Origin of the sequence: Enterobacter cloacae complex sp. SHL020 (genome assembly GCF_049236945.1) — a bacterium.
Classification (GTDB): Bacteria; Pseudomonadota; Gammaproteobacteria; order Enterobacterales; family Enterobacteriaceae; genus Enterobacter; species Enterobacter dykesii.
Map to the genome: position 1 here is coordinate 693,072 of NZ_JBMKJF010000002.1, position 13,735 is coordinate 706,806.

The 13,735-nt window shown below is 55.0% G+C and carries 10 protein-coding genes; 4 read left to right on the plus strand and 6 right to left on the minus strand.

All coding sequences use genetic code 11. The annotated features are described in order from the left end of the window. Positions 1–145: 145 nt before the first annotated feature. The 3 genes from ldtD to ACOTZB_RS08360 all read left to right on the plus strand — a co-directional run bounded on the left by ldtD (position 146) and on the right by ACOTZB_RS08360 (position 3,364). Positions 146–1,969: a L,D-transpeptidase gene (ldtD, locus tag ACOTZB_RS08350; protein WP_421626877.1), complete on the plus strand. Its 1,824-nt coding sequence runs from the start codon at positions 146–148 to the stop codon at positions 1,967–1,969. A gap of 175 nt (positions 1,970–2,144) precedes the next feature. Next, complete coding sequence (locus tag ACOTZB_RS08355; protein WP_126328153.1) at positions 2,145–2,696, plus strand: YcbK family protein; 552 nt, start codon at positions 2,145–2,147, stop codon at positions 2,694–2,696. A gap of 20 nt (positions 2,697–2,716) precedes the next feature. Next, entirely contained in the window at positions 2,717–3,364 is a 648-nt protein-coding gene (locus ACOTZB_RS08360; protein ID WP_047651296.1) for an MBL fold metallo-hydrolase, read from the plus strand. A 48-nt stretch (positions 3,365–3,412) separates the two neighbouring features. On the opposite strand, the gene aspC is transcribed toward ACOTZB_RS08360, so the two are convergent. The 4 genes from aspC to pncB all read right to left on the minus strand — a co-directional run bounded on the left by aspC (position 3,413) and on the right by pncB (position 9,267). Next, positions 3,413–4,603 carry an aspartate transaminase gene (gene aspC / locus ACOTZB_RS08365; protein ID WP_421626878.1) on the minus strand — a complete coding sequence of 397 codons (1,191 nt, stop codon included), beginning with the start codon at positions 4,601–4,603 and terminating at the stop codon, positions 3,413–3,415. Positions 4,604–4,787: 184 nt separating this feature from the next. Continuing rightward, positions 4,788–5,891: a porin gene (locus tag ACOTZB_RS08370; protein WP_047651295.1), complete on the minus strand. Its 1,104-nt coding sequence runs from the start codon at positions 5,889–5,891 to the stop codon at positions 4,788–4,790. A 606-nt stretch (positions 5,892–6,497) separates the two neighbouring features. After that, entirely contained in the window at positions 6,498–7,898 is a 1,401-nt protein-coding gene (asnS, locus tag ACOTZB_RS08375) for an asparagine--tRNA ligase (RefSeq protein ID WP_032658183.1), read from the minus strand. Between the two features lie 166 nt (positions 7,899–8,064). Continuing rightward, a complete protein-coding gene (gene pncB, locus ACOTZB_RS08380; RefSeq protein WP_421626879.1) occupies positions 8,065–9,267 on the minus strand; it encodes a nicotinate phosphoribosyltransferase in 1,203 nt (400 codons plus the stop codon). 254 nt (positions 9,268–9,521) lie between these two features. Here pncB and pepN point away from each other — a divergent pair, with 254 nt between their 5' ends. Then, positions 9,522–12,134, plus strand: coding sequence for an aminopeptidase N (pepN, locus tag ACOTZB_RS08385; protein WP_421626880.1), 2,613 nt, complete (start codon positions 9,522–9,524; stop codon positions 12,132–12,134). 37 nt (positions 12,135–12,171) lie between these two features. On the opposite strand, the gene ssuB is transcribed toward pepN, so the two are convergent. After that, positions 12,172–12,942: an aliphatic sulfonates ABC transporter ATP-binding protein gene (gene ssuB, locus ACOTZB_RS08390; protein WP_421626881.1), complete on the minus strand. Its 771-nt coding sequence runs from the start codon at positions 12,940–12,942 to the stop codon at positions 12,172–12,174. Then, positions 12,939–13,730: an aliphatic sulfonate ABC transporter permease SsuC gene (gene ssuC, locus ACOTZB_RS08395; protein ID WP_032658177.1), complete on the minus strand. Its 792-nt coding sequence runs from the start codon at positions 13,728–13,730 to the stop codon at positions 12,939–12,941. The genes ssuB and ssuC overlap by 4 nt, the downstream gene beginning before the upstream one ends. Between the last annotated feature and the right edge of the window lie 5 nt (positions 13,731–13,735).

Sequence of the window (13,735 nt, forward strand, 5' to 3'; positions counted from 1 at the left end):
CCGCTTTTTTTTAAACTTAACTTGTGCTTGGGGCTGCGTTATCTTTAAACTTCTTTACATAAGGTAAGGCAACAGCTTAGCCGTCTACCTATAATGAAAGAAAGCCCCAGCGTGATGGGCATGTCGTGAAAACAGGGGGCAAGGGATGTTGCTAAAGAAAGAATGTGGTCGTCAGCTGTCTGCGCTGAGTTTATGCCTGGCAGTGATGTTTGCTCCGCTGTTAACCGCCCAGGCCGACGAGCCTGAAATTGTGCCGACTGACAGCTCGGCAACGACAGGCGCTCAGCCAACGTCGTTGTCCCAGCCGCTGGAGCAGTCTCCGGCGACGGCTATCATGGCCGGAATTAAACCGCTGCCGGAAGGCATCGACGCGGAATCGCTCAGTCAGCAGCTGCAGTCGGGGCTGCCGTCAGGCTACACGCCTGTCTATATCAATCAGCTCACGCTCCTCTATGCCGCCCGCGATATGAAACCGATGTGGGAAAACCGCGATGCCGTGCGCGCCTTCCAGCAGCAGCTGGCGGAAGTCGCAATTGCAGGGTTTCAGCCGCAGTTTACAAAGTGGGTTGAGCTGTTAACCGATCCTGCCGTCACCGGGCAGGCGCGTGATGTGGTGCTTTCCGATGCCATGATGGGCTACCTGCAGTTCGTGGCGGGTATTCCGGTCAATGGCAACCGCTGGCTGTACAGCGATAAACCGTACAAGCTGGCGACGCCGGCGCTGTCGGTGATTAACCAGTGGCAGCTAGCGCTGGATAACGGCGAACTGCCGCGCTTTATCGCCAGCCTCGCACCGGCGCATCCACACTATGCCACTCTGCACCAGTCGCTCCTCGCGCTGGTGGGAGACACGCGTCCATGGCCGCAAATGCGCGGTACCGCGACGCTGCGTCCGGGACAGTGGAGCAGCGATGTGCCTGCTCTGCGCGAGATCCTGACGCGCTCCGGTCTTCTTGATGGCGGGCCAAAGATTGCTCTCCCGGGTGATGATCCACAAAACGTCGCCGTCAGCCCGTCAGCGCCAGTAAAAGAGAAGAAAGGTGTTGTCCTGAGCAACAAACCTGCGGCTTACGATCGCGAGCTGGTTGCGGCCGTTAAACAGTTCCAGACCGCTCAGGGGCTGGGGGCCGATGGCGTCATTGGCCAGACGACGCGTGACTGGCTGAACGTATCGCCTGCGCAGCGGGCAGGCGTACTGGCGCTCAATATCCAGCGTTTGCGTCTGCTGCCGGGAACGCTCGCTACCGGAATTATGGTTAACATTCCGGCGTATTCCCTGGTCTATTATCAGGACGGTAGCGAAAAACTGGCGTCGCGCGTGATTGTCGGGCGTCCGGATCGCAAAACGCCGATGATGAGCAGCGCGCTGAATAACGTGGTGGTTAACCCGCCGTGGAACGTGCCGCCGACGCTGGCGCGAAAAGACATTTTGCCGAAGGTCTGGAACGATCCGGGTTATCTGGAACGTCATGGCTACACGGTGATGCGTGGATGGAACAGTAAAGAGGCCATCGATCCTTATATGGTCGACTGGTCGACGATCACGGCGTCGAATTTACCGTTCCGTTTCCAGCAGGCTCCCGGGGCGCATAACTCTTTAGGGCGTTATAAGTTCAATATGCCGAGTTCAGACGCTATCTATCTGCACGATACGCCGAACCACAACCTGTTTCAGAAAGATACGCGCGCGCTCAGTTCTGGCTGCGTGCGCGTGAACAAAGCCTCGGAGCTGGCCAATATGCTGTTGCAGGATGCGGGCTGGAACGATACGCGCATCTCGGATGCCCTGAAGCAGGGGGATACGCGTTACGTTAATATTCGCCACAATATTCCAGTCAATCTTTACTATCTGACGGCATTTGTGGGTGAGGACGGGCGTACCCAGTATCGTACAGATATTTACAATTATGATCTCACCGCGCGATCCGGCGCACAAATTTTGCCAAAAGCTGAACAATTAATCAGGTAAATGAAGTAGTTCGGGAGAAATGATTGTCGTAAGTTATGGTGAATAGGGGGCAATATCGCTGTAAGCCGCGTATTCACTGGGGTTGGGCGCCTTGACGTACCCGGTTTTGCCAGTTAAGGTGCCCTTCGTGCGCTAAGCATATTACGATAAACATTGACCTGTAGACCTGATTATCATGGACAAATTTGACGCTAATCGCCGCAAACTGCTGGCGTTAGGTGGTGTTGCGCTTGGCGCAGCGGCCATCCTGCCGACGCCAGCATTTGCCACCCTCTCGACACCTCGTCCGCGAGTTTTAACGCTCAACAACCTGCATACCGGTGAGTCGCTAAAAGCGGAGTTTTTCGATGGCAGAGGCTATATTCAGGATGAATTAGCAAGACTTAACCATTTTTTCCGTGATTTCCGCGCGAACAAAATAAAAGCCATCGATCCTGGACTCTTTGATCAGCTTTTCCGCCTTCAGGGCCTGCTGGGCAGCAGCAAGCCGGTGCAACTCATATCTGGCTATCGCTCGATTGATACCAATAATGAACTGCGCGCCCACAGTCGTGGGGTAGCGAAAAAAAGCTATCACACGAAGGGACAGGCAATGGATTTCCATATTGAAGGCGTTTCGTTAGCCAATATTCGCAAAGCCGCGTTATCTATGCGCGCAGGTGGTGTAGGATATTACCCCAGCAGCAACTTTGTGCATATTGATACCGGTCCGGTTCGGCACTGGTAATAACGAAACACAGGAGCAGTATGAACTATCGTATTATTCCGGTTACCGCGTTCTCCCAGAATTGTTCATTGATCTGGTGCGAACAGACTAAACTGGCCGCGCTTGTCGATCCCGGCGGTGACGCTGAGAAAATCAAGCAGGAAGTCGCAGCAAGCGGCGTCACGCTGATGCAAATTTTGCTCACTCATGGTCATCTTGACCATGTAGGTGCTGCGGCTGAACTGGCTGAACACTACGGTGTGCCGATTATCGGTCCGGAAAAAGAAGATGAGTTCTGGCTGCAGGGGTTACCCGCCCAAAGCCGCATGTTTGGCCTTGATGAGTGTCAGCCCCTGACGCCCGATCGCTGGCTGAACGAAGGAGAGCGCGTTAACGTAGGGAATGTGACTTTACAGGTGTTGCATTGTCCTGGGCATACGCCAGGCCATATCGTCTTCTTTGATGACCAGTCCCGTCTGCTAATTTCCGGCGATGTGATCTTCAAAGGTGGTGTAGGACGCAGCGATTTTCCGCGCGGCGATCACGGGCAGCTGATTCAGTCGATTAAACAAAAGTTATTGCCGCTGGGTGATGACGTTACGTTTATCCCTGGACACGGTCCGATGTCGACGCTGGGCTACGAACGGCTCCATAACCCGTTCCTTCAGGATGAAATGCCTGTCTGGTAACCAGAATAAAAAAAGCCTGCATAACGCAGGCTTTTTTATGGGCGCAAATTACAGTACGGCGACAATCGCTTCGCACAGTGGCGCCATGTTGTCAGGCGTCATGCCAGCAACGTTCACGCGGCCAGAGGCCACGGCGTACACGCCAAACTCTTCACGCAGACGCAGAACCTGCTCTTTGGTCAGGCCGCTGAACGAGAACATGCCGTTCTGTTTGATGATAAAGCTGAAGTCGCGGTCCGCGCCTTTCTCAGCCAGGGTGTTCACAAACAGCAGGCGCATGCGCTGAATGCGCTGGCGCATATCGTTAAGCTCTTGTTCCCAGATGGCGCGCAGCGCATCGTTGCTCAGGATAGTGGCCACAACAGACGCACCGTGTGCCGGTGGGTTAGAGTAGTTAGCGCGGATAACCGATTTCATCTGGCTGAACGCACGATCGACGGTCTCTTCGTTAGCCGCAACCAGCGTACAGGCGCCTACGCGCTCGTTGTACAGGCCGAAGTTCTTGGAATACGAGCTTGCGACAATCAGCTCCTGATGCACGGCTGCGAACGCGCGCAGGCCTTCGGCATCTTCTTCCAGACCACGGGCGAAGCCCTGGTAGGCAAAGTCAAACAGCGGCAGCCAGCCTTTGTCAACGGACAGCTTTGCCAGGTGTTGCCACTGCTCAAGCGTCGGATCGATACCGGTTGGGTTGTGGCAGCAGCCGTGGAACAGCACCACGTCACCTGCCTGTGCTTCGCTCAGGCTTGCCAGCAGGCCGTCAAAGTCGAGAGAGTGGTTTGCCGCGTCGTAGTATGCATATTCACGCACCTCCAGACCCGCAGAGTTAAACACGCTCTTGTGGTTCGGCCAGCTTGGGTTGCTGACCCATACGCGCTTAACAGAGGTGTTTTTCGCAAGGAAATCCGCCGCCACGCGCAGCGCACCGGTACCGCCTGGGGTCTGTGCTGTACGGGCACGTTTGTCACTCACAATTGCGCTGCCTTTACCGAACAGCAGCTCCTGGGTGCAGCGACCAAATTCAGGGATACCATCAATACCGAGGTAGTTTTTGGTGGTTTCGTTTTCCAGCAGATACTGCTCAGCTTTCTTAACGCTGGTCAGTACCGGAGTTTTGCCGGTTTCATCTTTATATACACCAATACCCAGGTTGATTTTGCCAGGGCGGTCGTCGGCACGAAACAGATCGGCCAGGCCCAGAATAGGGTCGGCAGGAGCGGCGGTAATGTTCTCAAACATGACGAAGTTCCATTGTGATTACAGAAGTGAAATCCGCTATCAGGTTAACGGTAGATTTACAAAATGCCAACCGTTTGCGACGAAAAGCGTGCGGCTTTTCAAAAGTCGCCATTATTTTCTGTCACGCATAAAAAAACAGGGCCGAAGCCCTGTTCATTAAGCATATAACAACGTGGTGTACTGATTAGAACTGGTAGGTTACGCCAACGGTAGCCTGGTTGTCAGAGCCAACCCAGCTGGTGGACGCATCTTTGTCGTCCAGCAGGTTGAAGCGGTAGTCACCGTACACGTTGAAGTTCTTGTTGAAGTAGTAAGTCGCACCAGTGGTGATGTATTTCGCCAGGTCACGGTCGCCGATGCCGTTCAGGTCTTTACCTTTGGATTGAACGTAAGAAACGGAAGGACGCAGGCCGAAGTCGAACTGGTACTGAGCGATAACTTCAAAGTTCTGGGTCTTGTTAGCAATGTTATAAACATTACCATCATCATTCGGAACATAGTTTTCACCGCTGTTACCCAGGCGGCTCATGTTGCGAGTCTCTGCATAAACGGTCGCCAGGTAGATGTTGTTCGCGTCGTATTTCGCGCCAACAGCCCAGGATTCAGCTTTATCGCCTTTACCATCTTTTTTCTGCTCAAGCGTACGGTTAGCGGTGCTGTAGGCACCGATCAGACCGAAGCCTTCACCGAACTCGTAACCCAGTGACAGGCCAACGCCGTCGCCGTTTGCTTCATTCAGGTTTTTACGATCGTTTTTACCCTGGTATTGAACGCCAAAGTTCAGACCATCAACCAGACCGAAGAAGTTGTTGTTACGGTAGGTCAGCAGGCCAGTAGAACGGCTGGTCATGTAGTTATCAACATAGCCGCCACCCCAGGTTTCGCCAGAGAAGGACGGAGCCATATCGGTGTAGGATTCTACGTCATACACGATACCGTAGTTACGACCGTAGTCCAGAGAACCCGCGTCAGCGATTTTCAGGCCAGCGAAAGCCAGACGAGTTACGTTAGTCTGATCACCTTCAGCTGCACCGGCGCGTGCACGGTATTCCCACTGACCGTAACCGGTCAGTTGGTCGTTGATCTGAGTTTCGCCTTTGAAGCCGATCTGGCCGTAAGAGGAGTCAGCGTTTTTGTGTACGCCAGAAGTGGTGAAGCCGTGTTCGCCCACAACTTTACCGTAGAAGTCCAGTTTGTTGCCGTTCTTGTTATAGATTTCTGCAGCGTTAGCTGCACCGGCTACCAGCAGGGCAGGGATTACCACTGCCAGAATATTGCGCTTCATCATTATTTATTACCCTCATTGGTTTTTTTATGACACTCGCCACTGCCGTCAATAAATTCTGTCAATAAATATTTCCGGAACTATTGATGAGAGTTTGGTGTCTTTATGTATCTGACAGGCATCTTTCCATTCGGCGAAGCGTTTCGCTAGCCTGAAAGTGCTACAATTCTCAAGATTAAGTAACCGAAAGAAAATATGTGTAACCAAGTATGTATTTTTCGGAACTTTGTGAACCATCTCAAACTTCAGAACACCCTGGCGAATTAAACAGCAGGGCCTATCCTATATATATGAATTCCTTATAATTAATTGAGATAAAGGCGATTCGTATAAACAGACCTTAAACGGCTCGTTTTTTCTTATGACTACAAAAGGCCTTCCGGATGGCTGTAAAATTGGTTGAAATTTGTGCTAACGGCTGAGAGTGTAATAATCGCAATAAGAATGGGGTTTATTTTTTGTGGCTGGATATTTCGCGGAAACAAAACGTAACAGGTAGTGGTTGTGACGGGGTGAAGGTTTAAAGACGCTGACTTTGCGCTGACGAAAACTGACAATACAGAATAAAATAATGGCCAGCATTTGCTGGCCATTTCAGTCTTGTACCGATTAGAAGCTGGCGTTACGTGGAGTGCGTGGGAAAGGAATTACGTCACGTACGTTCTGAACACCGGTAACGTAGGCAATCAGACGCTCGAAGCCCAGACCAAAACCGGCGTGCGGTACGGTACCGTAACGACGCAGATCGCGGTACCAGCTGTAATCAGCTGGGTTGAGCCCCATCTCTTCCATACGCGCGTCCAGCACGTCTAGACGCTCTTCACGCTGAGAGCCACCGATGATTTCACCAATGCCCGGCGCCAGAACGTCCATCGCTGCCACGGTTTTACCGTCTTCGTTAAGGCGCATATAGAAGGCCTTAATGTCTTTCGGGTAGTTTTTAACGACAACCGGCGCTTTGAAATGTTTCTCGGCCAGATAGCGTTCGTGTTCAGACGCCAGGTCAACGCCCCAGTAAACCGGGTTCTCGAACGTCTCACCGCATTTCTCGAGGATCGCCACCGCGTCGGTATAGTCTACCTGCGCAAAGTCGGCAGACACGAAACGCTCCAGACGCGCCACAGCATCGCTGTCTACGCGTTCTGCGAAGAATTTCATGTCGTCAGGACGTTCTTCCAGCACCGCTTTGAACACATACTTCAGCATGGCTTCCGCCAGACCCGCTACATCGTCCAGGTCAGCGAACGCCACTTCAGGCTCCAGCATCCAGAATTCCGCCAGGTGACGGCTGGTGTTGGAGTTTTCGGCGCGGAAGGTTGGGCCAAAGGTGTAGATCTTAGACAGCGCACAGGCATACGTTTCGCCGTTGAGCTGACCAGATACCGTCAGGAAGGCTTCTTTACCAAAGAAGTCTTTGTCATAGTCCACTTTACCTTCAGGCGTGCGCGGCAGGTTTTCCATATCCAGCGTCGAGACGCGGAACATCTCACCGGCACCTTCCGTATCGGACGCGGTGATCAGCGGGGTAGACACCCAGAAGTAACCCTGCTCATCGAAGAAACGATGCAGCGCCTGCGCCAGCGTATGACGCACGCGCGCCACCGCACCAATCAGGTTGGTACGCGGACGCAGGTGGGCAACTTCACGCAGATATTCGATGCTGTGACGTTTTGCCGCCATCGGATAGGTGTCCGGATCTTCAACCCAGCCGGTGACTTCAATGGCAGTAGCCTGAATTTCGAAGCTCTGGCCCTGACCCGGTGAAGCCACCACCACGCCGGTAACAATCACGGAGCAACCGGTTGTCAGGCGCAGAACGTCATCATTGTAATTGGGCAGAGAATTATTAATGACGGCCTGTACAGGATCAAAGCAGGAACCGTCATAGACGGCGAGGAAGGAGATGCCAGCTTTAGAATCTCGGCGGGTACGCACCCATCCGCGCACGGTGACTTCCTGGTCAACGGCGACACGGCCCTGGAGTACGTCGGCTACAGGCACAACGCTCATAATATTCTCTCTGTTAATAGTCGGAAAAAATAAACACTTGTCCACCCTTATGGGGGGATATCTATGTTACCTGCCATCCGCTATCAGACAAGTAAATTTCGCAGTCTAAAGAGAAGAATTGAGAAATAAATAAGAAGAGGGGAGCCATGAAGGCTCCCTTAAGCGCTTAACTGGCTTTTTTTATCTGGGGAAGATCGAAGGCTTTGCGCAACGCGCGGACAAACGCCTTGTCATGGCAGATGGTTTTACCCGGGCTGTCAGAGAGTTTCGCCACCGGCTTTCCATTACATTCCACCAGTTTGATGACAATATTCAGTGGTTTCACCTGAGGGATATCGCAGGTCAAACGGGTACCAATCCCGAAGCTCAGGTTCACCCGGGTGTTGAAATGGCGATAGAGGTCGACCGCTTTCGCCAGGTCGAGATTATCCGAGAAGACCAGCACCTTGCTCATCGGGTCAATGCCGAGTTTTTCGTAATGGGCAATGGCTTTCTCGCCCCATTCAACCGGATCCCCGGAGTCGTGGCGTAATCCCTGGTAACGTTCAGCGAACTCGGGACCAAAGTCGCGCAGGAAGGCATCCATCGTAATACAGTCGGTGAGGGCAATCCCGAGCTGATTCGGGTACTCCTCAAGCCATGCGGCCAGCGCCGCGCGCTGGCTGTTAGCCAGATCGGGGCTGATCTGCTGATGCGCCTGGAACCACTCGTGTGCCTGGGTGCCCATTGGCGTCAGGCTGAGGCGACGCGCCAGATCGTAGTTGCTGGTGCCCACGAACCACGGCTCCCGCTGCAGAAGTTTAACGATGGCCTCCTGAACGTCACGCGAGAAACGGCGACGCGTGCCAAAGTCCATCAGGCGGAAGCGGGACATGTCCAGCCCTTCGGTCAGCGTAGAGAAGGCTGCGAGTTTATTTTCCAGCGCGGCGACCGCCTGCTCGACGCCTTTTTCCGGCGAACGGTAGCGGTGAGCCAGTTCACTGATCACCGCCAGAAGCGGCACTTCCCACATAATCACTTCCCGCCACGGACCTTCAAGACGAATATCCAGCTTGCCGTTCTCGTTGGTCACGGTGACCTGTTCAGGCTTATAGCGGAAGTCGCGCAGCCAGTTCAGATAGTCCGCTTTGAAGAAAGGCAGGCCAGAAAGCCACTGAAATTCCTCGTCCTGCAGCGTCAGATGCTGCATCGCATCGACCTGTTCACGAATGGCGTCTGCGTAGATACCGAGCAAGTCGTCGCCACGGCAGCGGAATTCCGCCGCGACGTGAACGTCATAGTAATGGTGGAAAACGGCTTGCTGCATATGCAGTTTATACGCGTCGGTATCCAGCAACGTATGCAGAACCGGAGAAGCGAATTGAGTCATAGGTGCGCTGTAGCATCCTCTCACGGGAGCGTTTAGTACAATAAACAACTCCGGAGTATACCTTGTTTAGTGATTTATTGAACCCCGATCACAACATAAGCGCGTTTTATGGTCGAGGGCATTTTGTGCCCCGTGTTATACAAATGTAGCAAAAAAAGGTTTTGCCCCTGAAAAGATGAACATTCTGCATAGCGCGATTTGCGCAACAGGAATATATTGAAACGTTACTCGACAAACGATGCATAAGGTTTTCTATGACACAACAGCCACAAGCCAAATACCGCCACGACTACCGTGCGCCGGATTACCTGATTAGCGAAATCGATCTGACTTTTGACCTGGATGCCACTAAAACCGTTGTCACGGCGGTGAGCCAGGTGACGCGCCATAGCGCAACTGCGGTGCCGCTGCGTCTGGATGGTGAAGACCTGACGCTGGTCTCCCTGCATATTAATGATGAACCCTGGTCGGACTATAAAGAAGAAAACAACCAGCTGGTCATCGACAACCTGCCGGAACAGTTTACGCTGCGCATCGTGAATGAAATCAGCCCGGCCGCCAACACCGCGCTGGAAGGGCTTTACCAGTCGGGCGTGGCGCTGTGTACCCAGTGTGAAGCGGAAGGTTTCCGCCACATAACCTGGTATCTCGACCGCCCGGACGTCCTGGCGCGCTTCACCACCAAAATCATCGCCGATAAAACCCTGTATCCCTTCCTGCTCTCCAACGGCAACCGCGTAGGCGAAGGCGAGCTGGAGAATGGCCGTCACTGGGTGCAGTGGCAGGATCCCTTCCCGAAACCGTGCTACCTGTTTGCGCTGGTGGCGGGGGACTTCGACGTGCTGCGCGACACCTTCAAAACGCGCTCAGGCCGCGAGGTGGCGCTGGAGCTGTTTGTTGACCGCGGCAACCTTGACCGCGCGCCGTGGGCGATGACCTCGCTCATTAACTCCATGAAGTGGGACGAGGAGCGCTTCGGCCTCGAATATGACCTCGACATCTATATGATCGTCGCCGTCGATTTCTTCAACATGGGCGCAATGGAGAACAAAGGCCTTAACGTCTTTAACTCCAAATACGTGCTGGCGCGTACCGATACCGCAACGGACAAAGACTACCTTGATATCGAACGCGTTATCGGCCACGAATATTTCCACAACTGGACCGGTAACCGCGTCACCTGCCGCGACTGGTTCCAGCTGAGCCTGAAAGAGGGCCTGACCGTCTTCCGCGATCAGGAGTTCAGCTCCGACCTGGGTTCACGCGCGGTGAACCGCATCAACAACGTGCGTACCATGCGTGGCCTGCAGTTTGCGGAAGACGCCAGCCCAATGGCGCACCCGATCCGTCCGGATAAAGTCATCGAGATGAACAACTTCTACACCCTGACGGTGTATGAGAAAGGCGCTGAAATTATCCGCATGATCCACACCCTGCTGGGTGAGGAGAACTTCCAGAAAGGCATGCAGCTGTACTTCGAGCGTCATGACGGCAGTGCGGCCACCTGCGACGATTTTGTGCAGGCGATGGAAGATGCCTCTAATGTCGATCTTTCCCACTTCCGCCGCTGGTACAGCCAGGCCGGTACGCCGGTTGTCACCGTCAAAGACGATTACAATCCGGAAACCGAGCAGTATACCCTGACCATCAGCCAGCGCACGCCGCCGACGGCGGAGCAGGAAGAGAAATATCCGCTGCATATTCCGTTCAGCATTGAGCTGTACGATAACGAAGGCAAAGTCATCCCGCTCCAGAAGGGCGGCCACCCGGTACACCACGTGCTGAACGTGACTCAGGCCGAGCAGACCTTTATCTTCGATAACGTCTACTTCCAGCCGGTGCCTGCGCTGCTGTGCGAATTCTCCGCGCCGGTGAAGCTGGAATACAAGTGGAGCGATCAGCAGCTGACGTTCCTGATGCGTCACGCGCGTAACGACTTCTCCCGCTGGGACGCGGCGCAAAGCCTGCTGGCGACCTACATCAAGCTCAACGTAAACCGCCATCAGCAGGGCCAGCCGCTGTCGCTGCCTGTCCATGTGGCTGACGCGTTCCGCGCGATCCTGCTGGATGAGAAGATTGACCCGGCCCTGGCCGCTGAAATTCTGACCCTGCCTTCAGCGACTGAAATCGCCGAGCTGTTTGACATCATCGACCCGATTGCCATCGTGGCGGTGCGTGAAGCGCTGACCCGTACGCTGGCTGCTGAACTGGCGGACGAGTTCCTGGCTATTTATAACGCCAACAAGCTTGACGCTTATCGCGTTGAACATGCGGACATTGGTAAACGTTCTCTGCGCAACACCTGCCTGCGCTATCTGGCATTTGGTGAAACCGAGCTGGCGAACACCCTGGTGAGCAAGCAGTATCACGAAACGGATAACATGACCGACGCGCTGGCCGCGCTGGGCGCAAGCGTTGCCGCTGAACTGCCGTGCCGCGATGCGCTAATGCAGGAGTACGACGACAAGTGGCATAAGGATGGTCTGGTGATGGACAAGTGGTTCATCCTGCAGGCGACCAGCCCGGCGGCCGATGCGCTCAGCAACGTGCGCAGTCTGCTGAAGCATCGCTCCTTTACTCTGAGCAACCCAAACCGCGTGCGTTCTCTGATTGGCGCGTTTGCCAGCAGCAACCCGGCGGCGTTCCACGCCGAAGACGGCAGCGGGTATCAGTTCATGGTGGAAATGCTGACCGAGCTGAACAGCCGTAACCCGCAGGTGGCGTCGCGCCTGATTGAGCCGCTGATCCGCCTGAAACGCTACGATGCGAAGCGTCAGGAGAAGATGCGTGCCGCGCTTGAGCAGCTGAAAGGGCTGGAGAACCTGTCTGGCGATCTGTACGAGAAGATTGCTAAGGCCTTAGCGTAATAAAAGTTAACCCTCCCTCTCCCTGTGGGAGAGGGCATCAGGCATTAGCCTTAACTCGCTCTAACTCCGTCCCCCCGCGCTTCATCACCCGATCCAATACCTCAGCCTCCAGCTCCGCCAGTCTTGTCGAGCCCACGCGACGAGGCCGCGGAAGATCCACCGTCAGATCCAGACCTATTTTCCCGTCCTCAATTAACAGCACACGATCGGCCATCGCGACGGCCTCGCTCACGTCATGCGTCACCAGCAGTACCGTAAAGCCGTGCGCCTGCCACAGGGATCCTATCAAATCCTGCATTTCGATCCGCGTCAGGGCGTCGAGCGCGCCCAGCGGTTCATCAAGCAACAGCAGGCCCGGACGGTGAATCAACGCCCGCGCCAGCGCCACGCGCTGCTTCTGCCCACCCGAGAGGGCGGCAGGCCATTCGCCCGCACGATTTTCCAGACCAACGGCGGCCAGCGCTTGGCGGGCTTCATCCCGCCAGCTGCCCTTAAGACCGAGCCCGACGTTGTCGATAACCGTTTTCCACGGCAGTAGCCGCGCGTCCTGGAACATCATGCGGGTATCGTCCTGAATATTCGAAAGCGGCGTCGTTCCTGCCAGAATGTCACCGCCGTTGGGGGCTTCCAGTCCAGCCAGAAGGCGTAGCAGGGTACTCTTGCCGCCGCCGCTGCGACCAACAACGGCCACAAATTGTCCGGCGGGAATATGCAGATCCAGCCCGTTAAGAATGGTGTTTTCGCCGTAGCGTTTGGTCACGCCGTTCAGCAGTAACGGCGTTCCCTGGTTCAGTCGTGCAGTATTCATGCTTTCGCCTCCTGAAGGGTGTAGGCCGGGTTCCAGCGCAGCCAGCTGCGCTCCAGCCACTGGGCGCTAACGTCGGCGAGTTTGCCGAGCAGGGCATACAGAATGATGGCAACCACCACCACGTCCGTTTGCAGGAATTCACGGGCGTTCATCGCCAGGTAGCCAATGCCTGAGTTGGCCGAGATGGTCTCCGCCACAATCAGCGTCAGCCACATCAGGCCGAGCGCAAAACGCACCCCGACCATAATGGAGGGCAGGGCGCCCGGCAGGATCACGTGTATAAAGAGAGAAAAACCCGTTAAGCCGTAGCTGCGCGCCATCTCCACCAGACCGCGATCGATGTTGCGGATGCCGTGCCAGGTGTTGATGTAGATCGGGAACAATGTGCCCAGCGCCACGAGGAAGATCTTGGCGCTCTCATCAATACCAAACCACAGGATAACCAGCGGGATCAGCGCCAGATGCGGCACGTTGCGCAGCATCTGAATGGAGGTATCCAGCAGCCGCTCGCCCCAGCGGGAAAGGCCGCTAATCAAGCCCAGAACCAGACCGATGCTGCCGCCGATGGAAAACCCAATCACGGCGCGCCAGGAGCTGATCGCCAGATGCTGCCACAGCTCACCGCTGACGCTCAGCGACCAGAACGCTTCTACGACGCCCTCCGGAGAGGGCAGAATGCGGCTCGACAGCCAGCCGGTGGATGACGCGAGCTGCCAGAGAGCCACAATGCCGACGGGTAAAAACCACGGCGCGGCGCGCAGCAGCCATTTTTGTGAGGTGGCAGACATGGTCA

What these genes read in the sequence shown, in the direction of transcription:
- pncB (WP_421626879.1), bottom strand. Translation starts at nt 9,267, where the DNA reads ATGACTCAATTCGCTTCTCCGGTTCTGCATACGTTGCTGGATACCGAC.
- asnS (WP_032658183.1), bottom strand. Translation starts at nt 7,898, where the DNA reads ATGAGCGTTGTGCCTGTAGCCGACGTACTCCAGGGCCGTGTCGCCGTT.
- ssuC (WP_032658177.1), bottom strand. Translation starts at nt 13,730, where the DNA reads ATGTCTGCCACCTCACAAAAATGGCTGCTGCGCGCCGCGCCGTGGTTT.
- pepN (WP_421626880.1), top strand. Translation starts at nt 9,522, where the DNA reads ATGACACAACAGCCACAAGCCAAATACCGCCACGACTACCGTGCGCCG.
- ACOTZB_RS08370 (WP_047651295.1), bottom strand. Translation starts at nt 5,891, where the DNA reads ATGATGAAGCGCAATATTCTGGCAGTGGTAATCCCTGCCCTGCTGGTA.
- ACOTZB_RS08360 (WP_047651296.1), top strand. Translation starts at nt 2,717, where the DNA reads ATGAACTATCGTATTATTCCGGTTACCGCGTTCTCCCAGAATTGTTCA.
- ssuB (WP_421626881.1), bottom strand. Translation starts at nt 12,942, where the DNA reads ATGAATACTGCACGACTGAACCAGGGAACGCCGTTACTGCTGAACGGC.
- ldtD (WP_421626877.1), top strand. Translation starts at nt 146, where the DNA reads ATGTTGCTAAAGAAAGAATGTGGTCGTCAGCTGTCTGCGCTGAGTTTA.
- aspC (WP_421626878.1), bottom strand. Translation starts at nt 4,603, where the DNA reads ATGTTTGAGAACATTACCGCCGCTCCTGCCGACCCTATTCTGGGCCTG.
- ACOTZB_RS08355 (WP_126328153.1), top strand. Translation starts at nt 2,145, where the DNA reads ATGGACAAATTTGACGCTAATCGCCGCAAACTGCTGGCGTTAGGTGGT.